The sequence below is a fragment of the Bradyrhizobium sp. USDA 4452 genome (assembly GCF_054063575.1).
Window position 1 is genome coordinate 7648050 of sequence record NZ_JBSSGK010000001.1, and the last position, 24128, is coordinate 7672177.

A 24128-nucleotide genomic window follows, 5' to 3' on the forward strand; every position below is an offset into this window, starting at 1 on the left:
ACCTGCGAGGCGAGCCAAGAAAGCACTCGATATTGAGGCTCGCATCGGGAAACGGGTTGCCGGCTCATGAAGGCACCTGACCGTCTGCTCGAAGAGTTCGCCGATGCCATTCACACGGCTGAGGACGCAAGCGGCTTTGAAAGGGTTGCAACGCGGGTAACCGAGCAGCTGGGATTTCGCTGGTTCGCCTACCTCGATGTTGCGAGCGGAAAGCCTGCCATCATCTCGTCCTATCCAAGGAGCTGGACGCGGCGATATGCCGAACATGACTATCAACGGCTGGATCCAGTGATCCGCCGCGCATCCCGCGAAAACAAGCTGTTCGACTGGGGGAGCGCCGCTCCGGATCGGACAGCCGGCCAGCCAGAGCGCCATTTCTTCGATGAAGCCAGGACTTTCGGTATCAAGGCGGGACTCACGGTTCCTATCAGGGGCGGGTTTGGCCGGACCGTAGCCTTCACGCTCGCCATGGATGAGAGGTCACCGTCGATCGAGCATCCGGAACAGAACCTGCTGGAGGTCATTCAACTGATTGCATTCTATTTTCATGCGCACCTGTCGGCGCGGACGCGCGGACATCCGGAGTGTTCAAATCCAGACATCTTGACGCAACGCGAGCGACAATGTCTGAGTTGGAGCGCTCAGGGGAAGACCATGAGCGATATTGCCGTTCTCGTCGGCATTTCGCCGCGAACCGTATCGTTCCATCTTGAGAACGCACGGGCCAAGCTTGGCGCGTCGTCGATTGCGCAATGCGTCGCCGAGGCGCTTCGGCGGGGTCTGCTCTCATGAGCCGCCGGGAAGGGAGCCGGCGCGGCCCCTGGATCGGGTAAGAATGACTCTAAGTTGAGTTCATCGGCTTCGTACGTAGTTTGATGTGACTAGATCATTCTTCCCGACGTTTGCATCCTGTCAGATTCAACAGGTGAAGCGAATAACACGCTCTGATTGTGTGGTCTCCGCCGAGGGTCGGGAGACTATGCATGCACGCCGTCGCAATCGACAGTCATCAGTTTGGAGAGAACGTTGATCTGCTAACGCGGATGTATCAGCTCAGGCGGCGGATATTCCACGATCGGCTCGAATGGGACGTATCTGTCAGTGACGGCATGGAGCTCGACATCTTCGATACGCTCAGTCCATCCTATCTGGCCGTGTTGTCCGATCGCAAGGAAGTGCTGGGTTGTGTGCGCCTGTTGCCGACCACCGGCCCTACGATGCTTGGCGAAGTCTTCGCCTCGTTGCTTGCAGGCACACCGATGCCGCGCGATCGTCGGATCCTCGAAAGCTCCCGTTTTTGCGTTGATACGCAAAAGCTCGCGGATTCGTCGTCCGGAGGACTAAGCCGTGCGACTTTCATGCTGTTCGCTGCCATGATCGAGTATCTGCGACGCACTGAGTCCTGCTCGATCGTCACCGTCACCGACGTCCGGATGGAGCGAATTCTTCGTCGGGCGGGATGGCCTCTGCAACGCATTGCACCACCGCAGCCGTTCGGCAGAACGATGGCGTTAGCCGGGTACTTGCACGGCAATGACAGTGCGTTCTCTACATTATGCCGACAGGCCCATATCTCATCGCCGGTCCTTGGCATTCCCATGGAACAAGCCTGAGTTGGCGTCTTCGCAGGCGGAGCATAACGGCTCGGCGTGTCGCGGCAAGGAATTGCCTAAAGTCGATTGGTTGCGGGTATGCTGGCAGATCCTCGAACGAGCAGGGTTGTTCTTGTGAATCCTGCGTGGGTCTTGTCAGCAGGTGAGGCCTGCGCGCAGGCGCGAAAGGCGAGAGAAAGCCTGAGGCTTCTTGCTGCCTGCCATGAGTGGTTCACTGTCCGGGCCTTCGCTATTGGAGACCTCGGCTCGACTGCCTTGGATCCATCGATCAGCCGTCTTTCGAATGACGCACTAGACCTTTGGACGGATACTGAATTCATCGCCGATATGGAAGCCTCACAGGGCTGCTGCGTTCTCTTGGGCGGGGGCTGGATCGACGAGGACATCTTGATGCTCGCGCTGCAGGGGGCGTGGCTTGGCTACGATGTGCGATTGCTGCTCGATCTGTCGTGCCAGCGGTGCGAGGGCGACGAGGCCCTGGTTATCAAGCGGCTTGTCCTTCACGGCGTCATACCAACGACCCTCCGCCAAACCGTGCTGGAGTGGTCGGTTCAGATCGGCGACCGGGCTCTCAGGCAAATGGTTAGACAATTCTTGGGCTGACCCGTGATGAGGACGGTCGCGCATTTCGCGGGGCGGCGCTGAGCCGGCCTCAAGCGGCCGGCGCTCTTTTGTTTGCTATCCCCATCGGCGAGATGGGCGGCGCTCCCGTATAGCCCCGAACCGGCCAGCCGCAACCGCGCTTCGATCAATTCCTCCTTGCAATCTTGTCTTTCAGCGCGGTCCTCCGCTGCCGCTCCGGCCGTTCCGGTGCGGCGTGCCTCTGCGTTCGGGGCTGTCCGGTCGCTTTTCGCCGCCCACCCCACCTTCGGGGACCTGCGCGGGGGAAGAAAGCAAGGACGAGAAGCATGTCAAAGAAGCAAGGCCTGCGCGCGGAGAGGCCGCGCGCGACGCTTTATGACGAAGTCACCGACCGGATCATTGCCGAACTCGAGCAGGGCATCGTGCCGTGGGTGCAGCCCTGGGGAAGCGGCGTGGAGCAATCCGCCATCGGCCTGCCGCGCAACGTGGCGACCGGCCGGACCTATTCCGGGATCAACATCCTGATCCTTTGGGGCCGGCTGTTCGACGAAGGCTATCCCTCGCAGAAGTGGCTGACCTTCCGGCAGGCCATCACGCTCGGCGGAACGGTTCGCAAGGGCGAATATGGCGTCGGCATCTGCTATGCTGACAGGTTCGTGCCCAAGGAGCGCCGGACGAAGTCGCAATTTGATCCGTCTTCCGCGCCAAGCGAGGCGGTCGAGCCGCAAGCGGTCGCGTTTCTGCGGCGCTATACAGTGTTCAACATCGCCCAATGCGACGGCCTGCCGGACCGTTGTCACGACCAGGCATCGGCTCTGCCCGAGCGGGAGATCGTGTCGAAGGCCGAGGCGCTTGCCCGTGCGACGCTCGCGGACATCCGCCATGGCGGAGCCGAGGCCTATTACGAGCGCGACCGGGATTACATCCAGCTGCCGCCGCAGCCGGTCTTCTTCGACCAGATCAACTACTACCGGACCCTGTTCCATGAGCTCGGGCATTGGACCGGTCACGCCAGCCGGTTGAAGCGCGACCAGACCGGCAGTTTCGGATCGAGGCCCTACGCCAGCGAGGAACTGGTCGCCGAGATGACGGCGGCATTCGTCTGCGCGACGCTCTCCATTTTTCCGACGGTCCGGCATGCCGATTATATCGGCAACTGGATCGATGTTTTGTGCGGCGACAACCGCGCGATCTTCCACGCCGCAAGCAGGGCTTCAAAGGCTGCGGACTTCCTGCTGGCTTTCCGCCCGCAGGGCCTCGCTGTCTCGGCGGCAGCTGTCGATGTGTCGGATATGATCGCCGGCGGCGCGGACGACCATCTGCGACGGCCCGGTTGACGCGGGGAGGGAAAGAGCAGAGGCGGCGGTGACGCTGTGCAGGAGTGGCCGCCGCATGCTCATGACGCTGGGAGCGGCCGAACGGCCGAATCGATTTGGTGCACCGATTCGCCCTAGAAACCTCCGCCGCCACCGCTTGTCGGGAGTCCCCGAGTCGTGAATCAAACCCTAACGCCCGGGAAATAAGCTTGCGGCGGTGGCTCCGCGACTCAGACTATGAATCCGGCTCGATCCTCGGAAGGAACTGGACGGAGCTGGCCCATGCCAAATGCATTCAGCATCTTTGTTGACGGCGGAGCCATGGTGAAGCGGTGCCTAGCGCAATGCGCGGTCGGAGGGGCGACGTTGACCGCGACGCTCGTGATGCTGGCGCGGGTCGTTTCCTCGCTTACGGTCGGGGGGCCATAGGCCGCCGGCCGGACATATGGACCGGTAAACGGGAGGATGTCGCGAGAGCATGTCGCAAGTATCGGGCGTTGCGCGGTCGGACCGGATCCCGGGATGGCGGCGGCTTGCAGGCCGCGCATTCGCACAGCTCGTGATCGCCGCGATACCGGCCAGTCAGGCCAGCGCCGGCGACGTCGCCGGGCAAGCGAGCGTGATCGACGGTGATACCATTGAAATCCATGGCACGCGCGTGCGTCTCTACGGGATCGACGCGCCGGAGCACGACCAGCTCTGCCGCGATCCGCATGGCGGGCACTATCGCTGTGGCCAGTTGGCCGCGAACGCGCTGGGCGCGTTCATCGGCCGGCAGACCGTGGCCTGCGTGGAGGTCGATCTCGACCGCTACGGGCGGTCCGTGGCAGTCTGCAGCGCCGGGAAGGTCGATCTGGCCGACTGGCTGGTGCGCGGCGGGCTTGCGATCGACTGGCCGCGCTACAGCAAAGGTGATTACGCGTCAGCCGAAGCCGAAGCGCGAAGCAAGCGAAGCGGCATTTGGAACGGAGAATTCGTCGAGCCGTGGCGCTACCGTCAATGCGTCGGCGCCGGAGGCCGGCCTAATGGCTGCTCCGAGAGGCCGCAGGGCGGGCAGCGATAGCGCGCGGCTTTCGGGGGCGGGGCGGCGGGACGGTGCGAAACGACACCCGTTGCAGAAAGGGTCCGAACAGCCGGTTCACAAGAAACCGGACCCATGTGCATCAATCCAGTGGCCGCTCGAGCCGTGTGCACATGGGGCCGGCCTGATCGTCGCCGCGGCTTTCGGAAGGCCATCTTGCGATGGGTTACGTCATCGTCGTAATCGGTGCGACCGGCGATGCCGCGGCGGCCTGGGCGCCAACAAACGCGCGCTACTTCTTCATCTTCTTGGTTTTCTTGGCGACCTTCTTGGTCGCCTTCGCCGCCTTCTTCGCTTTCTTGGCCATGTCGTCCTCGTGGTTTGGTTGGCTCGACGAATATGCGAACGCCGTGAATCTGCGCGCGCACCGCCAAGCTAATCTGAAACTAGCAAGATTGATACCACGTCGGGTTAACGCGGTGCCCTGAGCGTCGAGCGCCAATCAGCGATCTTCGCGTCCCGCGCTTGCTGCGCGGCTGCTGCGCCTCTCCGGAGATAGGGTTGCCGGCTCGTCGGCAGGCTTCCGGCTATGCGGTCGTGCCCGCGTTCGGTGAGTGAGGTTGAGGAGCCGTGCTCTTGCCCCAATCGGCCGAAACGATCATAAGCGCAACCTCAAGGCGTGGTGGCCCTCTTGAACATGTGGCAGCACAGGCGAGCTCGGCGCGACGGCGGCGAAGCGGCTCCCGGTCAGGTCCGCTTCGACGCCGCCGACTGGGCATGGGAGTTCCTGCGCCGTAACGCCGACTACGCCGCGGACTGGCGTCGCTCCGTCCCGCGTCATCCGCCGTGCCTCACGCTTATGGACGGCACGCGGCTACTGCAGCTACCGCGCCGGTTCCCGCTTGCCGAAAAATGGGGGCTTCTGGCGTTCGCGGACCCAGTGCTCGCCGCGCGCGAGGCGCCGGTGTTCTGGCATGCGCGCGCATTGAAACGCGCAGTGCGGCTGAGGGCGCTGCCACCGCGCGAGGGCGACAAGGAGCCACCGAACTTGCTCGCCGATTTCAGGGTCGAGCGCCACGCGGTGATCGACGCTGACGGTCGGGTGCTCGTGGTCCTGAAGGGCAGAGGCGTCCACGTCGCGGTCCAGCTCCACGATCTCCGGGTTCTGACCCGCCGGTTCCGACCAGCCTTCGAGCTCGAAAGGCTGTCCGATCTTGCGGACCAGACGGAGCTCTTGAAGCGATTGCAGCGCTTCATGGTGAGCGGGACGGCGCCGCCTGAGACCTCAGTGTTTGGCGGCGACGAGCGGCTTCGCCAGGCGCTGCTCGCGCTCGACGAAAGCCTGAACGGCAAGACCTATCGGCAGATCGCAACCACGATCTTCGGCGCGAAGATGGTCGCCGAGGACTGGCAGGGGCCAAGCCAGTTTCTGAAGGACCGGACCCGGCGGCTGGTCGCCAAGGGCACCGAGCTGATGAAGGGCGGGTACCGCGATCTGCTCGGCTGAGTGGGCGGCCTGCCTCTCGCTGGACGAGACCTGCCCGCGCGGGGTGGCAAACCGCGCCGACTGATCTTCGCCACTCGGATTCCAGCGCGATCTGACGACGCTGCTCCTCGCATCCCGTGTCTTGCGGGCTCTGTGCGAGGGAGTACCGGACAAACATGACGAAAATGGAAGACAAGCAGCCTGACAAGCCGTTTCTGAATACGACGGAAGCGGCCGCCTGGCTCAGGCTCACCAAGAACACGCTGGAGAAAATGCGGGTGCAAGGACGCGGGCCGGTTTATCGAAAGCACGGCCGCTACGTCCGCTATCACATCGAGGACCTCGTGGAATTCTCGCAAGCCAGCAAGCGGAGGTCGACCTCCGATGCGGATTGATCCACGCCGTCGCTTCAGGAGGGCCGCGATCCTTGCGACCATGTGCGGCGGCATCGTCACGCTGTCCGTTGCCTTTGCCGATCGCGTGCCGGTTGTGATCTACAATGCTTCCGGCAGCGCGCCGCTCGGCTTCTATGTGCTCGAGCAGCGTCTGCCGACAAGGGGGGAGCTTGCGGTGCTGAGGCCGCCGCCTCCGATCGAGCTTCTGATCGTCGCGCACGAGATCGCGCCACCGTCGGTGCCGCTGCTCAAGCGGGTGGCCGCGGTCGTTGGCGAGGAGGTCTGCCGCTCCAGGCAACCGATGGATGCGATTTCGATAGGTGGCAAGGTCGCGGCCGAAGTGCAGGAGAAGGACCACGCCGGCCGGCCGTTGCCGTCCTGGGAGGGCTGCATGCGGCTTGTCGAGGGGGAGTATTTTCTGCTGCAGCCGCACCCTCTCTCGTTCGATTCGAGGTATTTCGGGCCGGTCCTGCGCTGCGATATTCTCGGCGTCGCTCGCCCGCTCTGGACCTGGAAGCCGGACTTTTGAGTTGCGGGTCGAAGTCGATGCTATCGCAATTGCTGACCGAGCTGATCGAGCGGCGAGGTGAAATCCGGCGCCTCGCTACTCGATTTGCCGGTCCTGTTTGGACCAATCTCGCGCAATGGCCGACACCCATGGGCTATGCCTGATCCAAGCGCTCATTAGTCATTTGATAAGCAATCCTTGATCGGAGATTAACCTCTCTGGTCGACACTTCCCATCCAGCCTGACCGGAGACGTGGAAGTTGTCTTTCCAGCTGACCGTCCTGAAAGTGCTGGATGGCCAGCCCACTGGGCGGGCCTCCGTCGCCGAAGTTCGGCACGCGGTCGAAATACTGATGAACAGCGGTAAAGACTGGACTGATCGCATGAAGCGGTTGGCCGAACATGCGCCTGACCTGAACATCTTCTCAGCCAAATTTGTGGTTCGCGATGCAGAAGGTTGGGAGATCACGGAAGAGGGACGGCAATTTCTCGCCGCACTTCAAACGGCGGTCGCTGTTCGAAGGTCGCCGCTTCGCCCGGTCGACGCTCCGCCAACGAGCGAGCCCGCCGCAAGAAATACGGCGAAATCATCTGATCTTCCGCGCGGGCATCGCCGCAACGGGCCGCGGCGCCGTCGCGGGAAAGGTCGATCCAATCGGCGCACGGCATGATGCCGCGCGTGGAGTTCCGTCGTTAGTGGACACGCAACGTATCCCGTACGGCAACGGTGTTATTTTGCATTGATTATTGAGGGCACGACATGATTTTTCTTCCGGACAGACGAAGGTCTGTCCGCAATCCATCGCTCGACAATGCGCTGATCAGGTTTGGTGACTTGTCATTGTGCTGCCTCGTGCGCGATATCACCGCGCATGGCGCAGCGCTCAAGGCAGACGAACCGCCATCCTCTCTTCCCGACCAATTCACGCTTATCGTTCCGCCCAGCAAGACCTACACGTGCAGCGTCGTTTGGCGCGAAGGCGACTGGGTTGGCGTCGTGTTCATTGTGTGACGACTATTGCCAAATGCCTGCGAATTGCGGGGAAAAGCCATGGCAATATGATTTAGGTCAAACGCGGGCCCAGCCGAGCCGGCCTATCCTGCTGTGAATTCAGTGGGACGCCATGGACGACGACTTTTGCAAAGAGAGAGCGCGGACCGTGCGGGCGCTCGCCGAACAGGCAGATCCCTTCATCAGGAAACGTCTGCTGCAACTCGCTGATCACTACGAACGGCGCGTTGTGATTCAGCCAGATGGCGCCGATCGCGATCCGAAGCAAGGCGCAGGGCAGCAAACCAGGGAGCCACGTGAGCGGCTACGATAGGCTCCAAGAACCGGCTGCGCGCCTGACAGCGCGTAGCCGATCTCATGGATGCACCAAGTGGCGAGGCGCAACGCAAACCCTTCCTCCGGTCAGGCGAGCGATCCGCGCGATCAACGCCAAGTGCCGCAGTTCCGGGAGAGTGTCGCGCCTTGCTTTGCCGGGCAAGCCAACCAGACCGGCCGCTTCGATCCTGTCATGCCGCCGCGCTGTAAAGAGCGCACTGTGACGGAAATTCCGGGGGTATTGCCGGTTCATTCTCGCGAAAAATGCGGCCAGGTTCCTTTGCGCTGTGCGACTGCGTCTCGCCGTGATTGACCTGCGGGCATTGGCTTGTCCTTCGCCGACCCAGCGAGCTGCTGGCGCTGCTCAGAGGTGGTTGCCACGGCCAGCTCCGTCCGTTTGCTCGGGCCGCGTCCAGCCCAGTCACGATTGGGCTGATCAAGCCCGGGGGACGGCAAGCGCCTCGATCGCCTTCCCGCAACGGCTCACGCCTGCTTTTTTCCCCTGCCGCGAAGTGGCGGCATTCCTCGCGGGAAGACAAAAAAGCAGGCTTGTCGCCGTCCTCCGCTTGCGCTGCGGGCCCCAAAGGCTGCGGGCCGATCGCCCCCCGGGCAAGGGATCGCCATCGAGGCTGCGATGGACGCGGCCCGAGCAAAACAGACGGAGATCATCATGGCGACCATCGGCACTTTCACCGCATCAGAGAACGGCTACACCGGCTCGATCAAGACGCTGACGCTCAACATCAAGGCCAAGTTCGCAGCGTCCGAGAAGGACAACGACAAGGCTCCCGACTACCGGATCTTCGCCGGCGCGACCGAGTTCGGCGCCGCCTGGAAGAAGACCGTCCGCGACAGCGATCGCGAATATCTCTCGGTCAAGCTCGACGATCCGAGCTTCCCCGCCCCGATCTACGCCTCGCTGGTGAAGGTCGAAGGCGAGGATGGTTTCAGCCTGATCTGGTCCCGCCGCAGCGGCGACTGATCCTGACAGATCATCGGCCCCGCCTCGCCAGAGGCGGGGCATTTTGCGCATCTTGCGCCGCTTTGGAAAGGAGCGGAGCGGTATCCTACACTCTGATCAAGCCGTCGCCGCCGGCCAACATACCATCAATCGGGCGGATCTTTGCGCGCCGTTCTGCGCTGATTTTCAGGGTATCTCCGTCGTTTGAAGAGCCGATTGTCGGTCTCGGCGCGATGGGCGACTGGACCACGCGATAGTGCCTGTGATGTGGCTCCGTCCATCCGATGGAAAGATGTGCCGCGACGGCGACCGCGCTGCCTTGCTGCGCGAGTTTGTGCCGCCGATGAGCGCGCAAGAGGCGTACCGGAATTCTCCTCGCGGATGACGCGTCACGGCGTCGACTCAAGAACCTTGTCACAAAGAGGAAGCGAGAATGGGTGAGATGAAGCCCACGAGACGACCGATTAGGAAGGCCGCCCGTAATCGGTCTGCGCCAGAATGTGCGGCTGCCGACGTGGCCGGCCGGCCGAATAACCCGCACACTGCGCCGCCTCAGCAACGCGGGAGGCGTGCGATGGAATGGTTCTGTGGACTGGATGTCGGGATGGACGAGAGCGCGATTTGCGTGGTCGACGACAAGGGTGCAGTCGCCCTGCAAATCACGGTCGTGACCGATCCGGATGCGATCAAGGCGGCACTCAAACCGTATCTTTCCCGGCTGCGGCGGCTCGGCCATGAGGCCGGGTCGCTGTCGCCCTGGCTGCATCCGGAGCTCGTCAAACTCGGCTTGCCGGCAGTGTGTCTGGAGACCCTGCACGTCCGCGCGGCACTCAAGGCTCAGCGCAACAAGACCGACAAAACCGACGCGCTCGGCATCGCCCACATCATGCGCACCGGCTGGTTCCGCAAGGCGCATATCAAGAGCGAAGCCTGCTACCGGCTGCGGCTGTTGTTGACCCACCGGCGCAATCTGAAGCGCAAGTTCTTGGACCTCGAGAACGCGGTCCGGCACTCGCTGAAGGCGTTTGGCATCCGCCTCAACCGGGTCGGGCGAGGTGGTTTTGCGCAAGCCGTGCGGGACGCGGTGGCCCACGATGCGCTGGTCAGCGAGCTGATCGACGCCATGCTGAACGCGCGCGCGGCGCTGTGGAAAGAGTACTGCCGGCTGCACAATCTGGTGGTCAGACTGGTCGCCGGCCACGCGCTGTGTCGGCGCTTCATGCAGATTCCGGGCGTCGGCCCGATCGCGGCGCTGAGCTTCATGACCGCAATTGACGATCCTTCCCGGTTCAGGCGCTCGCGCGACGTCGCCGCCTATTTTGGCCTGACCTCGCGGCGCTGGCAGTCCGGGTCCTCGATCGACGTCCAGGGCCGGATCAGCAAAGCCGGCGACGGCGACGTGCGCCGCGCGCTGTACGAGGCGGCGAGCGCGCTTTTGACCCGCTACAAGAAGAAAGACAAGGTCAGGAGCTGGGGCCTGGCGCTCGCCAAACGCACCTCGCATCGCAAGGCAACCGTCGCGGTGGCGCGCAAGCTCGCGGTGATCATGCACGCGATGTGGGTCGATGGCACGTTCTATTGCGGTGATCCGGACGCCGCCAAGGCGGACGTCAGCGCACGCGCCGCCGTCAAGGAACGCAGGCTGCTCACGCCCCTCGCGTGAGGTCGCAGGCGCCGATTTGGGAGAGCGATTGAGCTGATGAACGCGACGTTTTGAACACGGAGCTCCGCGACGCGCGGATGAGACCTGGTGCAGATCCACGACGACGGAACGCACGTTATCTTGCGTGTGGCCACGCCCCTCAACGGGCGACTGGACCACGCCGAAGTGCCTGTGATGTGGCTCCGTCCAACCGATGGAAAGATGCGCCGCGACGGTTATCGGCTGCCTTATCGCAGCGAATTTATCCCCGTCGACGAGCGCGGAAACCTGCACGGCGCACCGGGACTCTCGTCGTCGGCGAGGCTGCGTGGCGTCGATGCGAGGACCTTGTCACAGCAGAGAGAGGAAGCGACAATGGGTGAGAGCAAGCAACCAAGACGACCGATTAAACCTGCAAGATAAAAGCACTAGCGCCGAAGAGCAGCCAAGTGGTTGTCTGCACATCCAAGATTTGGCGCTCCCTGAGCATTCGCCTTCACCAAGCTCGACCCAACGCAATGAAGAGCTTGGGCAATTGCGTCTGCGTCTTGGCGATCGTTCGTCGACTCCACATATCCGCGTCTTCTCCAACCGTCGGATGCGGACCATGCGAGAGATCGACGACGAATTCGAAGTAAAGCTCGGACGGATTGGCAACCGCAGAGCCAGGAAGGCGACCAGCTATCTTCGGCGCATCCGTCAGGAGGCGGCTAAGGCCGGCGCCGTCGCGCAACGGGCTTCGTCGTTCACCGGTGGCCGCATCGGCCGCGGCCACGCGCAAGGCGCGGTACTGGCGGGCCGTGGTCGAAACCCGGGCCAGCGCCGCGTCGTGATCAAAGCCCGGATCGTTCGCGTCAGGGCCGGTGACCCCGGTGCGTTGCGAGCGCACCTTCGCTACGTCCAGCGCGATGGCGTCACGCGCGCTAGCGAACCAGGCGAGCTCTACGATGCGGGCAAAGACCGCGCCGATGGCAAGGCATTCACGGAACGCAGCGCCGGCGACCGCCACCAGTTCCGCTTTATCGTGGCGCCAGAGGACGGTGCGGAGATCGCGGACCTGAAGCCGTTCGTTCGTGATCTCATGCATCAGATGGAGCAGGACCTCGGCACCAGGCTCGACTGGGTCGCGGCGGATCATTTCAACACCGGCCATCCCCATGCCCACATCGTTCTGCGCGGCAAGGACGGTGAAGGAAACGACCTCATTATCGCGCGCGACTATATCGCTCACGGCTTTCGGTCGCGGGCTGCGGAACTCATCACGCGAGAGCTCGGCCCTGAAACGGAAATCGAGGTCGCGCGCAAGCTCCAGCAAGAAGTCGCGGCCGAGCGGTTCACGCGGCTCGACCGGGCCATTCTGCGCGACGCTCGGGACGGGCTTCTGGAGTCGGGGGCGTTATCCGGGCGCGAACCTGCCTGGCAAACGGCACGGATTGGACGGCTGCGAACCTTGGAGCGGATGGGGCTCGCAGAAGAGAGCGAGCCGGGGCGCTGGCGGATCGACGCTGAGCTTGAGCCGAAGTTGCGACGCATGGGGGAACGCGGCGACATCATTAAGACCATGCATCGTGAGCTTGCTGCGGCAGGAGTTTCGAAAGCCGCCGGGGACTATGCGATCTTCGATCCGGAACGCGGTGGCAATCGCCTGGTCGGACGGGTCGTCGGCGAAGGATTCGCCGATGAACTGACGGAGCGGCGCTATGTCGTGCTTGATGGGGTGGACGGCCGAACGCACTATGCCGAGATCGGCGCTCTCGGTGCCAACGACGAGCCGCCGGTGCGCAACGCCATCCTGGAACTCAGATCGCGTGCCGCCCAACCGCGCACAATTGACCGGACGATCGCAGAAATCGCCGCCCGCCATGGCGGCATCTACAGCGACCGTCTGCATCGGGAGTTCGATCCCCAAGCATCGGGCGAATTTGTCGGATCTCACGTCCGTCGTCTAGAGGCGATGCGGCGCGAAGGGATCGTAACCCGTCTTGCCGACGGCAGTTGGAGTGTGGGTCGGGACTATCTGGACCGCGCTCTCCGATACGAGAAACTCCAGCAATCACGCAATCCAGCGCGAGTCGCCGTGCTGTCATGGCAAAGGCTTGAAGATTTGCCGCAGGCGCTGGGTGCAACCTGGCTCGATCGCAAGCTCGTTGGGAAGGCGCCCGATGAGCTCGCGTCGAGCGGCTTTGGCGCGGATGTCGAGGCCGCGTTGCGAGCAAGGCGGCAATGGCTGATCGAGCAGGGGCTGGCGCGGGAGGACGGTGGCCGGATGCGCTTTGCGCGGAACATGCTCGAGACCCTCGAAGCGCGCGAAGTAGCACGGACCGCGGCCGACATATCCGCGCGCACTGGCCTTGCACATGTCGGTGCCAAGGCCGGTGACACGATCAGTGGCATCTATCGGCGTAGCTTGACACTGAACAGTGGAAGGTTTGCGCTGATCGAGCGATCCCATGATTTCGTGCTGGTGCCGTGGCGGCCGGTGCTGGAGAGGGCGCGCGGGCAATTGGTCACCGGAATTGTCGGCGGCGAGGGTATCTCCTGGTCTATCGGGATCAAGCGCGGGATCGGACGCTGAAGGGCGATGGAGTTCGCCGGACGGTTCAGCTACCTGCGAAGCCGCTTGCGTGAAATCTTCCGAGTTGAATGCAAGGTGCTGCGATCGTTACCGGTTATACTATTCTTGCGAAAATAGGATAACCAGCCAGTGCGTTCGGAGCGGCTGTTGTCGTGCGGTACGGGCCGTTCACTTTGCTACCGCGCCTGAGCCAGTATTTAATCACCGCGTTCGCTCGCCACGGCGTTCAGATGAGACGAGGGAGTAACTCGTGCTTCGGCCTCCGCCCTCGTCCTTGGCGAGGATGCCCTGATCGACGAGGCCCTGGATATCGCGCAAGGCAGTATCGGGCGAGCACTTCTCGATCGTTGCCCATTTGCTCGATGTCAGTTTGCCCTCGAAGCCGTCCAGCAGGCGGTTCAGCATATCACGCTGCCGGTCGTTGATCTGGGCTGGGGCATGCCGCTTCCAGAAGTCCGCCTTGTCGAGCACGGCTGCGAGAATGGTCTCCGCCCCACTGAAGGCGCGGTCGAGACAGCCCAGGAACCAATCAAGCCACGGTGTGACGTTGAGATCACCCTTCTGGGTGGTCTCCAGCAAATCGTAGTAGGTCTTCCGTTCCGCGCGGATCTGGGCGGACATGCTGTAGAAGCGCTGCGGAATTCCTTCAGAGCGGGCAAGCGACATGTCGGCGATGGCACGCGCGATGCGCCCGTTGCCGTCCTGGAAGGGATGGATGGTCACGAACCAGAGATGCGCGATTGCGGCCTTGATGATCGGATCGATTTTCTCTTCGGTGTTGTACCAGTCAAGGAACGCGGTCATTTCAGCGTCAAGCTTTTCGGCGGTCGGTGCTTCGTAGTGCACGCGCTCACGTCCGTAGTCGCCGGAGACGACCTGCATCGGTCCTGCCGAGGCGTCGCGCCAGGCGCCCACGGCGATCTTCTTCATGTTGCTGCGTCCGGTCGGAAACAGCGAGGAGTGCCAGCCGAAAAGTCTCTCTGCTGTGAGCTCTGCTTTGAACTTCTGAGTGGCGTCGAGCATCATCTCGACCACGCCCTCGACGTTGCGATCCGCTGACGGTAGGGCACCCGCATCCATGCCGAGGCGACGCGCGAGCGAAGAGCGCACCGCGTCCTTGTCGAGTTTTTCTCCCTCGATCTCGCTGGACTTGAGGACTTCCTCGGTCAGGGTCGTGAGCACGGCCTCCTCCTGCTGGGGAAAGCCCAAAGCCTGCATCCGGCCGATGAGCTGGCCCTGGCGCAGGCGGACGGCTGCAAGCTGTTTCGCCAAGGTGTTGCTATCCCAGGAAAAGTGAGGCCAATCAGGTAGTTGGTGGATATAGTCCGCCATTCTCCGCGCTCCTTGCGGAGAATATGGCGACTTTCCCCGCATTTGCAAGGTTATTCACCGCATATCATGCGGAGAATAGGGAGGCTAATCTCCGCATGCGACCGGACGGCCAATCTTGAGGGCGGGTCCGTTGGCAACTCGCCCGCCGCTCCGCCCTCGCGCTCCACTCGAAGCCACCCCAATTCACGGCAGATGACGTTGGCGCTACCTTCGCCACCATAGACGTCCGCCGATGGCGATGGCTGCGCGCGAGCTCGTTCGTGCGCTTATACTCGTTTCGCAAAGTGAGTATAACGCCGCCCTTTTGCGGACACATCGGTCGATGCGCGCGGTCGAACATCTGCGCTCGAGCAACGCGATCGATTCATCCTCTCACTCCCCGCGCGCGCCAGTGCATGAGCAAATCAACGCAAGCTGGATGATTGGTCCAACTTGATCACGGCGTTCACAGTCTATTGAGCCGCTTCCTCAACCACGCCGAGATTGTCGCATCGACGATCTCGCATTGATGGGCTTGATCGATACGGATCTCGTTGTCGCAAGCGATTTTTATTTAGGTTGAGTGTGCGACGGACTCCCGCTTTTTATCTCGCCGCGCTCGTTCGCGAGAGTTGAGTGGGGCAGAAAATGTTTCCGGCAAAAATCTACCTCGGCCAGATCACGATCGTCTTCGGCATCGTCATCGCATCAACATGGGGAGCAACCCAATGGACGGCGGCGGCGCTCGGATTTCAGGAGCGACTTGGCGCGCCATGGTTCCTGATCGTCGGCTATCGCGTCTATCTGCCCTGGCGATTGTTCGAATGGTGGTACGCGTACGAAGTCTATGCGCCCGAGATTTTTGAGGAGGGCGGAGCCATCGCCGCCGCCGGCGGCATCGCAGGCGCGCTGTTTGCGATCGTCAACTCGGTGTGGCGTGCGCGCCAAAGCCAACTGGTGACGACCTACGGATCAGCGCGGTGGGCAACGGCGAAGGACATCAAAACTGCCGGCCTGCTCGCCCCCAAGGGCGTATTTCTAGGACGCCTCGAGAACAACTACTTGCGTCACGATGGGCCGGAGCACGTCATGTGTTTTGCCCCGACGCGGTCGGGCAAGGGCGTCGGACTGGTGCTGCCCACATTGCTCTCATGGACGTCATCGGCCGTGGTGCACGACATCAAAGGCGAAAACTGGGAGCTGACCTCCGGTTGGCGGTCGACGTTTTCCCATTGCCTGTTGTTTAATCCCACCGACGCAAGAAGCGCCTGCTACAATCCGCTGCTCGAGGTGCGCAAAGGCGCCGCCGAAGTTCGCGACGTCCAGAATATCGCTGACATCCTAGTCGACCCCGAAGGCGCGCTTGAACGCCGAACCCATTGGGAAAAGACCAGTCATTCGCTTCTGATTGGTGTCATTCTTCACGTTCTCTATGCGGAAGAAAAGAAGACGCTCACCAGGGTCACCGAGATTCTGGCCGATCCGGCGCAGTCCTTTGAGAAGACGCTCAGGATCATGCTGGCAACCAATCATCTCGGTACCGATGCCGAGCTGAAGGTACACCCCGTCGTGGCCGCGACGGCACGAGAGCTTCTCAACAAGTCTGAAAACGAGCGTTCCGGCGTGCTGTCGACCGCCGTGAGTTTTCTTGGCCTATACCGCGACCCCGTCGTCAGCCGAAACACGGGAAACTGCGACTGGCGTATCGCCGATCTCGTGAGTGCCGACAAGCCGGTCACGCTTTATCTCGTCGTTCCACCGTCCGACATCAGCCGTACCAAGCCGCTGATCAGGCTGATCCTCAACCAGATCGGCCGCCGGTTGACCGAGGTGCTGAAACCTAAGGAAGGGGACGGCAGGCATCGCCAGCTCCTGATGATGCTGGATGAGTTTCCCGCTCTCGGCCGGCTCGACTTCTTTGAAAGTGCGCTTGCCTTCATGGCGGGCTACGGCATCCGTGCCTACCTGATCGCGCAGTCGCTCAACCAGATCGCAAAGGCCTACGGCGAGAACAATGCGATCCTGGACAATTGCCACGTCCGCATCGCCTTTGCCGCCAATGACGAGAGGACCGCAAAGCGCATTTCGGATGCGCTCGGCACTGCGACCGAGTTGCGTGCACAGCGCAACTATGCGGGCCATCGACTGGCTCCCTGGCTTGGCCATGTCATGGTCAGCCGTCAGGAGACCGCGCGTCCCTTGCTGACGCCCGGCGAAGTGATGCAGCTGCCGCAAGATCAGGCCATCGTCCTTGTTTCGGGACTTGCACCGGTCCGAGCAACGAAGCTGCGCCACTACGAGGACGCAAACTTCGTCAGTCGTCTGCGCAAGCCGCCATCTCTGGCGGGCGAGGCGTACGCCGACCGGCCGGCGGCCCGTCCCGACGATTGGCGCAGGGAGGTGCGCTCCGTCGACCTGCGCCTCGCGACCTTGCCGTATCGCGAGCTCATGCAGACCGGCGGCGAGGAAGGCGGTCTCAAGCAGCAATTGCCGCTGTTCGATGAGGCCGCACTGCCTCCGAGCGACGTTCGCACCATCGAAGAGCGATTGCTCGACGATGAGTCTGACGTTGCCGCCGACCGCAGCCAGATGCAGCAAGCTGCGGCAAATACATCGAGCGCCGCCCGCCGCGCACACGCGGTCACCCGCGACGACGACGATCTCCTCCCTTCCTTCTGAAGAGTTCTGACAATGAAACCGAAACTGTCAGCATATGTTTCCGAAAGCGTCGCGCAGCGGCTTGAGCTCGCCGCCAAGCGCCCGGGATCCAACAAATCGGCGATCGTGAATGCCGCGCTGGATCGCTTTCTCAACCCTGAGCGGGACACCAGTGGCGATGCGGCGTTGATCCGGAGGTTCGACCGGATGAGCCGGCAGATGGAACGGGCCGACCGCGATCTCGGCGTCCTGGCGGAAACCATTGCGCTCTTCATCCGCTACTACCTGACGATCACGCCGCCGCTGCCTTCGAGCGATCAGGACGCCGCGCGGGCGCTCGGACGCGAGCGGTTCGAGATGTTTGTCGCGCAGGTCGGCAAACGCGTGGCTGCGGGCGGCCGGCTTGTTGCCGACGTCATGGATCGGGTCAGCGCGGCGAAGCCGGATCTCTTCATGCGCAACCTGGAGGAGGACGCCTCTCCGGGCGGAGCCCAAGCTCGCGATATCGGATCCCGTGCGCCGAGCGCCACGGGCGAGCCGCCGGAGCATTCTCCGGCAGGGCGAGAGGAGGTCGGCAATGTCTGATCTCCTCTCGCCAGAGACCCGTGAACGCCGTCGCAGCATGTTGCGGACCGCGATGGGCCCCGCAATCGCGCTCGCCCTCGAGGAAGCTGACGTGGTCGAGGTCATGGTCAATCCCGATGGAAAGCTCTGGCTTGACCGCCACGGCACGGGTCGCGCCGACACCGGCGTTGTCCTGACGCCGCAGGAGTCGGAGCGGATCATTCGGCTGGTTGCGAGCCACGTGCGCGCGGAAGCGAGCGGTTCGTCTCCGATCATCTCGGCGGAGCTCCCCGAAACCGGCGAACGCTTTGAGGGCATTTTGCCACCGGTTTCGCTGGCGCCATGCTTTTCGATCCGCAAGCCGGCAACAACCACATTCCGCCTTTCCGACTACGTCAGGGCTCAGATTGCCTCGCCGCTGATGGCAAAGGTGCTGACCACCGCAGTCATCGAGGCGCGCAGCATTCTGATCGGCGGCGGCACCGGTTCGGGCAAGACGACGCTCGCCAACGCGCTTCTTGCGGAAATCGCCGGCCTTGAGGAGCGGGTGGTCATTATCGAGGACACCCGCGAGCTGCGCTGCGGTGCAAAGGATGCCGTGACGCTCCGGACCAAGGCGGGCGTGGCGAGCCTGGCTGATCTTGTCCGCTCGACGCTTCGCTTGCGTCCCGATCGAATCATCGTCGGCGAAGTCAGGGGCGCCGAGGCGCTCGACATGCTGAAGGCCTGGAATACCGGTCACCCCGGTGGAATTGCCACCGTTCATGCCAACTCTGCCCGCGCTGCGCTCTACCGGATCGAACAACTGATCCAGGAAGCGGTCGCAACCGTGCCGCGTCGGCTCATCGCCGAGGCGATCGACCTCATCGTCTTCATCAAGGGGCGGGGCCCCGCACGGCGCATCGAGACTGTCGTCGAGCTCAGGGGCCTCAATCCGGCAGGCGACTACCTGCTTGAGACCCCGCCCGGATTTCCAAACGTCCTCCACCGTCCCTGATCCCAAGGAGCCCGCAATATGTCCATTCGACTGCATCTCAAGATGCGTGCGCATCTTTGCCGCTATCGTTCGATCCGCGTGTTTCCCCTGGTCGAGCTTAGCGCGGCCTCGGCATGTGTGCTTCTCAGCGTCTCGGCGGCACATGCCGCCGGTTCAGGCATGCCGTGGGAAGCGCCACTCGAGCGCGTGCTGGAATCCGTCCAAGGGCCCGTCGCCAAGATCGTCGCGGTCATCATCATCACCGTGACCGGCATCTCGCTGGCCTTCGGCGACACGTCCGGCGGATTCCGCAAGATGGTCCAGGTCGTGTTCGGCCTCTCGATCGCCTTTGCTGCGAGTTCCTTCTTTCTCTCGTTCTTCTCGTTCGGTGGTGGAGCACTGATCTGATGCGCGCGGAAGGTTTCGAACTCGTGCTCCACCGCTCATTGACTGAACCCATCCTGATTGGCGGGGCGCCACGCGCCGCGGCCATCCTGATCGGGACCCTGTCCGCCGTGCTGGCGCTCGGCTTGCGGCTTTGGTTGGCCGGCCTCGTGCTCTGGGTCGTCGGACACAGCATGTCCGTTTGGCTCGCCAAGCGCGATCCAGCCTTTGTCGAGGTCGCCATCCGGCACACTAAGCACAAGGGGCGGCTCGCATGCTGAACCTGAGAGAATTTCGCAGCAACGCGTATCGGCTGGCTGATTGGCTGCCATGGGCATGCCTGGTCGCTCCGGGCGTCATCCTCAACAAGGATGGCAGCTTCCAGCGGACGATCCGCTACCGCGGACCGGACCTCGACAGCGCGACCGAGGCCGAACTGATGAGCGTCGCGTCACGGGTCAACAACGTTCTGAAGCGTTTCGGCTCAGGCTGGGCGCTCTTCTTTGATGCGACGCGCATCCCGGCTGGCGAATATCCGCGATCGGAGTTTCCGGATTCGGTATCCTGGCTGGTTGATGAGGAGCGCCGTGCTGCGTTCGCAGGCGCCGCCGGGGCGACGTGGGAGGATCCGTCACGCCCCGGCGGGCAGCACTTTGAAAGTGTGCTGCATCTGACCTTAATGTACTTGCCGCCGCCGGAGAGGGTCTCGCGCTTCGAGGGCCTGTTCCTGGAGCGTCCGAGGAGCAGGAAACGAACAGCAAGGCGAGGTTGGCGACATCAATCGATCGCGCACGTCGATCAAGCCGAGAATCTGGCGAAAATCGACGTCCGCGACACGGAGATCGAGGGCGGGCATCCCGAGAGAAGCGAGCAGGGCTACCGGGACCATCTCCAGCGCTTCGTCCAGGAAACCGACCGCGCGATCGATCTGCTCTCGTCGGTCCTGCCGGAAATCTGGCCTCTCAGCGATGCGGAGACGCTCACCTATCTTCATGGCTGTATCTCGACCAAGCGCCATCCGGTCGGCGTTCCCGAAATTCCGGTCTATCTCGACTGCTTCCTGAGCGACGAGCCGCTGACCGGCGGATTGTCGCCTGCGATCGGGCGCAGCCATCTTCGCGCGCTGACTGTGCTGGGGTTTCCGCACGTGACCTTTCCGGGCCTGCTTGATGAACTGAACCGGCTCGGCGTCGCCTATCGCTGGGCAACCCGCTTCATTCCGCTCGAGCGCACCCAGGCGAACGCCACGCTGTCGCGTTACCGCCGGCAATGGTTTGCCAAGCGAAAGTCGCTTGCCGCGATCCTGAAGGAAGTGATGTTCAACGAGCAGGCGGCGCTGCTCGACACCGACGCCAGCAACAAGGCAGTTGATGCGGACGCGGCGCTCTCCGAGCTCGGCGACGACCTGGTTGCCTTCGGCTACATCACGACGACAGTCACCGTCAGTGACGAGGACTCCCGTCAGGCGGACGAGAAGATCCGCGCGGTCGAGCGGGTAATCAACAGCCGCGGGTTCACAGCCATCCGCGAGAGCGTCAATGCGGTGGAGGCTTGGCTCGGCGGGCTGCCTGGGCAAGCCTATGCCAACATCCGCCAGCCCATCGTTCACACGCTGAACTTGGCCCACATGTGCCCATTGTCGGCGGTATGGGCCGGACCGGAGCGCTGCGAGCACCTTGATGGACCGCCGCTTCTGGTTGCGAAAACCAAGGGCGCGACCCCGTTCCGGCTGTCGCTCTACGCCGGCGACGTCGGACATACCATCATTGTCGGTCCGACCGGCGCGGGCAAGTCGGTCCTGCTGTCGATGCTCGCGTTGCAGTTTCGACGCTATCCGAATGCTCAGTTGATTACCTTTGACAAGGGCAGGTCCGCGCGTGCCACCACGCTTGCGTTGTCGGGAGCCTGGTATGAGCTGGGTGCCAGGGGCGGCATCGCGTTTCAACCGCTCAAGGACGTCGCGGACGAGGGGGCGAGACTCTGGGCGCTCGACTGGCTCTGCGGCGTGCTGGCTCATGAGCGCGTCACCGTGACGCCGGACGTCAAGGAGACGCTCTGGTCGGCGCTCAAGAGCCTCGGTTCGGCGCCGGTCTCGCAGCGGACCATGACCGGGCTGGTGGCGCTGCTTGCCCGCGACGCGCTGCGGCAGGCCCTGCAGCCTTACACGCTCGAGGGCCCTTACGGCCGTTTCCTCGATGCAGACGCGGACCGGCTTTCGGGGGCGGACGTGCTGACCTTCGAGATGGAAGAACTGATGGCGTTGCCGGGCCTGGTGGCGCCGGTACTGACCTATCTCTTTCACACCCTCGAAGGCCGCTTTGATGGCCGACCGACATTGCTGGTGCTGGATGAAGCCTGGGTGTTTCTCGACGACCCGCTGTTTGCGAACCGGATTCGCGAATGGCTGAAGACGCTGCGCAAGAAGAACGTGGCAGTGATCTTTGCCACGCAGTCGCTCGCCGACATCGCCGACAGCGAGATTGCGCCCGCGATCATCGAATCCTGTCCGACCAGGATTTTCCTGCCCAACCCCCGTGCCCTTGAGCCGACCCAGATCGAGACCTATCGGCGCTTCGGCCTGAACGACACGCAGGTGCGCCTGATCGGAGAAGCTTTTCCCAAGCGCGACTACTATCTGCAGTCGCGTGCCGGCAACCGCCTGTTTGAGCTCGGCCTTGGTCCGGTCGCGCTCGCGCTTGTGGGAGCGTCCTCGCCGGAGGATCAGCGCGCCATTGACGCGGTCTTGGCCCGCACCGGGCCTCACCATTTCGCTGAGCGTTACCTCGCCGAACGCGGTCTGCACTGGGCCGCCAACCTGATCAGCACCTTCGAACAGGCCCACAGGGCCTGACCTCAACCTTAATCCCTGGAGTCTTCCATGCTCGAAAGTATCGGCCGCGTGTTCACGCGTACAACCTCAAGAATTATCGTAACAACAATACTATCTTTTGTCATCGCCGTGAACGGGTCGCGACGGCTCGGGGCGTTCGATATCGTGTTTGATCCTTCTAACTACGGCCAGAATCTCCTGACCGCCGCGCGCGCGCTCGAGCAGATCAACAATCAGGTCAGGAGCCTCGAAAACCAGGCGCAGTCGCTGCTCAATCAGGCCAAGCATCTCGCAAGCCTGCCCACGAGCGTCGTGGGTCAGCTGACATCGACGATCAATCAGATGAACGGCCTGATCAACCAGGCAAAGAACATCTCCTTCGATGTTCAGGCGACGCAGCAGGACTTCCAGCGGCTTTATCCCCGCCAGTACGCGGCCGCCGTCTCGTCCGACAAGATGGTGGAGGACGCCACAATGCGTTGGGACAATAGCTACGACGGGCTGAAGCAGTCGCTCACTGTTCAATCGGCCATCGTCAGTACGCTCGACCAGGATGGGCAGACGCTGCGAACGCTGACGGCCAGGTCGTCTGCTGCAGTCGGCTCCCTGCAGGCGCAGCAGTCGGGCAATGAACTTCTCGCCTTGCAGATCAAGCAGTCGCTGCAGGCCCAGGCATTGATGGCAACGCAAGCGCGCGCCGACACCTTGCGAGCCGCCGAGCAGCAGGCATCGGCGGCTGCCGCGAAGGAACGGTTCATCCGCTTCATCGGCGACGGCCATTCCTACGCTGGCGGCAAGTAGGCGAGGGCACCATGGCTGATCTTTCCGTGATCGACCGCTTTACCGAGACCTTCTCGCGCTACATCGATTCTGGGTTTGGTCTTCTGTCCGGTGAAGTCTCGTTCCTCAGTGCGACCCTGATCGGCATCGACGTGACGCTTGCGGGGCTGGCCTGGAGCATGCGCAGTGATGACCATATCCTCGTCACGTTGGCGAAGAAGGTGCTCTATGTCGGCGCGTTTGCGTTTATCATCGGCAACTTCAAGAGCCTCGCGGATATCGTCTTTGCGTCGTTCTCCGGCATCGGGCTTAAGGCCTCCGGCGGCAGCTTAAGCGCTGCCGACTTGGCGCGGCCGGGCTTTGTCGCCGCTGCCGGGTTCACAGCGGCCCATCCTCTGCTGGAGGAGACCGGCCAATTCTCGGGCTTCGACGTCCTGACCAACCTGCCGACGATCCTGATCCTGCTGTTCTGCTGGATCCTGATCGTGCTCGCGTTCTTCATCCTCTCGGTGCAGCTCTTCGTCACGCTGATCGAGTTCAAGCTGACGACGCTGGCAAGCTTCATCCTGGTGCCATTCGCCTTGTGGGGGAAGACTGCGTTCTTAGCCGAGAAGACGCTCGGTAACGTCGTCGCGTCGGGCGTGAAGGTGATGGTGCTCGCGATCATCATCGGCATCGGCTCCACCATCTTCGGTCAGCTTGCGGGAACGTTGACGCGGCCGATCGACATTACGTCGGCCATGAGCCTGCTGCTTGCGGCGCTCTCGCTGTTCGGCCTCGGCATCTTTGGTCCGGGGATCGCAGCAGGACTGGTTTCCGGGGCTCCTCAGCTTGGCGCTGGAGCCGCCGCCGGATCGGTGGCGGGCGCAGCGGCCGTCGTGATCGGCGGCGGAGCGGTGGCCATGGGTGGCCTGCGCGCTGCGGCGGGCGGCTCAATGGCCGCCGTCCGCTCTGCAGCATCACTCGCGGGTGCGTCCTCGGCTGCTGGCACGTCGGGCGGCGCCTTATCGGTGGGGCAGGCCGCGGGTGCAAGCGCGGGCGGCAAAACGAGCAGTGCGGCCGCCGCAGGCGCAGGTCAAGCGACCGGCTCGCTGGGGCGCGGACATGCGAGAGAAGCGGCACAGGTGGCCGCTCATACCCTGAAGGAAGGTGACAAAGGCGGGCATTCGTCGGGTCCAAAACTGGGGGAGGAGTAACCC

At 63.0% G+C, this 24128-nt stretch carries 23 protein-coding genes; 22 read left to right on the plus strand and 1 reads right to left on the minus strand.

Annotation, left to right across the window (positions count from 1 at the left end; translation table 11 throughout):
• Positions 1 to 66: 66 nt before the first annotated feature.
• The 14 genes from ACVISU_RS35995 to rlxS all read left to right on the plus strand — a co-directional run bounded on the left by ACVISU_RS35995 (position 67) and on the right by rlxS (position 13426).
• The gene (locus ACVISU_RS35995) at positions 67 to 792 is read left to right on the plus strand and encodes a helix-turn-helix transcriptional regulator (RefSeq protein ID WP_050406573.1); all 726 of its coding nucleotides are present in this window, start codon (positions 67 to 69) and stop codon (positions 790 to 792) included.
• Between the two features lie 191 nt (positions 793 to 983).
• A complete protein-coding gene (locus tag ACVISU_RS36000) occupies positions 984 to 1613 on the plus strand; it encodes an acyl-homoserine-lactone synthase (protein WP_456710123.1) in 630 nt (209 codons plus the stop codon).
• A gap of 78 nt (positions 1614 to 1691) precedes the next feature.
• Positions 1692 to 2216 (plus strand): hypothetical protein, encoded by a 525-nt coding sequence (locus tag ACVISU_RS36005; protein ID WP_456710124.1) that lies wholly within the window; start codon positions 1692 to 1694, stop codon positions 2214 to 2216.
• 305 nt (positions 2217 to 2521) lie between these two features.
• Entirely contained in the window at positions 2522 to 3532 is a 1011-nt protein-coding gene (locus tag ACVISU_RS36010; RefSeq protein WP_456710125.1) for an ArdC family protein, read from the plus strand.
• 538 nt (positions 3533 to 4070) lie between these two features.
• The gene (locus ACVISU_RS36015) at positions 4071 to 4574 is read left to right on the plus strand and encodes a thermonuclease family protein (protein ID WP_456710126.1); all 504 of its coding nucleotides are present in this window, start codon (positions 4071 to 4073) and stop codon (positions 4572 to 4574) included.
• Positions 4575 to 4753: 179 nt separating this feature from the next.
• Complete coding sequence (locus ACVISU_RS36020; protein WP_456710127.1) at positions 4754 to 5020, plus strand: hypothetical protein; 267 nt, start codon at positions 4754 to 4756, stop codon at positions 5018 to 5020.
• A 209-nt stretch (positions 5021 to 5229) separates the two neighbouring features.
• Entirely contained in the window at positions 5230 to 6039 is an 810-nt protein-coding gene (locus ACVISU_RS36025; RefSeq protein ID WP_456710977.1) for a DNA -binding domain-containing protein, read from the plus strand.
• Positions 6040 to 6194: 155 nt separating this feature from the next.
• Positions 6195 to 6413: a helix-turn-helix domain-containing protein gene (locus ACVISU_RS36030; protein ID WP_157113190.1), complete on the plus strand. Its 219-nt coding sequence runs from the start codon at positions 6195 to 6197 to the stop codon at positions 6411 to 6413.
• Positions 6403 to 6942, plus strand: coding sequence for a S26 family signal peptidase (locus tag ACVISU_RS36035; protein ID WP_456710128.1), 540 nt, complete (start codon positions 6403 to 6405; stop codon positions 6940 to 6942). Before ACVISU_RS36030 ends, ACVISU_RS36035 begins: the two co-directional genes overlap by 11 nt.
• Positions 6943 to 7181: 239 nt before the next feature.
• Positions 7182 to 7592 carry a hypothetical protein gene (locus ACVISU_RS36040; protein WP_456710129.1) on the plus strand — a complete coding sequence of 137 codons (411 nt, stop codon included), beginning with the start codon at positions 7182 to 7184 and terminating at the stop codon, positions 7590 to 7592.
• Positions 7593 to 7681: 89 nt separating this feature from the next.
• Positions 7682 to 7933 carry a PilZ domain-containing protein gene (locus ACVISU_RS36045; RefSeq protein WP_456710130.1) on the plus strand — a complete coding sequence of 84 codons (252 nt, stop codon included), beginning with the start codon at positions 7682 to 7684 and terminating at the stop codon, positions 7931 to 7933.
• Positions 7934 to 8918: 985 nt separating this feature from the next.
• Positions 8919 to 9230 carry a DUF736 domain-containing protein gene (locus ACVISU_RS36050; RefSeq protein WP_050406627.1) on the plus strand — a complete coding sequence of 104 codons (312 nt, stop codon included), beginning with the start codon at positions 8919 to 8921 and terminating at the stop codon, positions 9228 to 9230.
• A 553-nt stretch (positions 9231 to 9783) separates the two neighbouring features.
• On the plus strand, positions 9784 to 10872 hold the full coding sequence (locus ACVISU_RS36055; RefSeq protein ID WP_456710131.1) for an IS110 family RNA-guided transposase: 1089 nt from the start codon (positions 9784 to 9786) through the stop codon (positions 10870 to 10872).
• A gap of 586 nt (positions 10873 to 11458) precedes the next feature.
• Positions 11459 to 13426 carry a relaxase/mobilization nuclease RlxS gene (gene rlxS / locus ACVISU_RS36060; RefSeq protein WP_456710132.1) on the plus strand — a complete coding sequence of 656 codons (1968 nt, stop codon included), beginning with the start codon at positions 11459 to 11461 and terminating at the stop codon, positions 13424 to 13426.
• 201 nt (positions 13427 to 13627) lie between these two features.
• Here the strand turns inward: rlxS and ACVISU_RS36065 are convergent, their stop codons facing one another.
• The gene (locus ACVISU_RS36065; RefSeq protein WP_456710133.1) at positions 13628 to 14758 is read right to left on the minus strand and encodes a Fic family protein; all 1131 of its coding nucleotides are present in this window, start codon (positions 14756 to 14758) and stop codon (positions 13628 to 13630) included.
• A gap of 627 nt (positions 14759 to 15385) precedes the next feature.
• Between ACVISU_RS36065 and ACVISU_RS36070 the strand changes: the two genes are divergently transcribed.
• From ACVISU_RS36070 to trbL, 8 genes are read left to right on the plus strand one after another with little or no spacing between them, the layout of a single operon-like run.
• Positions 15386 to 17416 (plus strand): conjugal transfer protein TraG, encoded by a 2031-nt coding sequence (locus ACVISU_RS36070; RefSeq protein ID WP_456710134.1) that lies wholly within the window; start codon positions 15386 to 15388, stop codon positions 17414 to 17416.
• Positions 17417 to 17428: 12 nt separating this feature from the next.
• Entirely contained in the window at positions 17429 to 17980 is a 552-nt protein-coding gene (locus ACVISU_RS36075; protein ID WP_456710135.1) for a CopG family transcriptional regulator, read from the plus strand.
• On the plus strand, positions 17973 to 18956 hold the full coding sequence (gene trbB / locus ACVISU_RS36080; protein WP_456710136.1) for a P-type conjugative transfer ATPase TrbB: 984 nt from the start codon (positions 17973 to 17975) through the stop codon (positions 18954 to 18956). Before ACVISU_RS36075 ends, trbB begins: the two co-directional genes overlap by 8 nt.
• A gap of 42 nt (positions 18957 to 18998) precedes the next feature.
• A complete protein-coding gene (locus tag ACVISU_RS36085; protein ID WP_456710978.1) occupies positions 18999 to 19343 on the plus strand; it encodes a TrbC/VirB2 family protein in 345 nt (114 codons plus the stop codon).
• On the plus strand, positions 19343 to 19600 hold the full coding sequence (locus ACVISU_RS36090) for a VirB3 family type IV secretion system protein (protein WP_456710137.1): 258 nt from the start codon (positions 19343 to 19345) through the stop codon (positions 19598 to 19600). The genes ACVISU_RS36085 and ACVISU_RS36090 overlap by 1 nt, the downstream gene beginning before the upstream one ends.
• Positions 19594 to 22170 carry a conjugal transfer protein TrbE gene (trbE, locus tag ACVISU_RS36095; RefSeq protein ID WP_456710138.1) on the plus strand — a complete coding sequence of 859 codons (2577 nt, stop codon included), beginning with the start codon at positions 19594 to 19596 and terminating at the stop codon, positions 22168 to 22170. Before ACVISU_RS36090 ends, trbE begins: the two co-directional genes overlap by 7 nt.
• Before the next feature lie 27 nt (positions 22171 to 22197).
• Positions 22198 to 22950: a P-type conjugative transfer protein TrbJ gene (gene trbJ / locus ACVISU_RS36100; RefSeq protein ID WP_456710139.1), complete on the plus strand. Its 753-nt coding sequence runs from the start codon at positions 22198 to 22200 to the stop codon at positions 22948 to 22950.
• Positions 22951 to 22976: 26 nt separating this feature from the next.
• A complete protein-coding gene (gene trbL, locus ACVISU_RS36105; protein ID WP_456710140.1) occupies positions 22977 to 24125 on the plus strand; it encodes a P-type conjugative transfer protein TrbL in 1149 nt (382 codons plus the stop codon).
• The last annotated feature ends 3 nt before the right edge of the window (positions 24126 to 24128 follow it).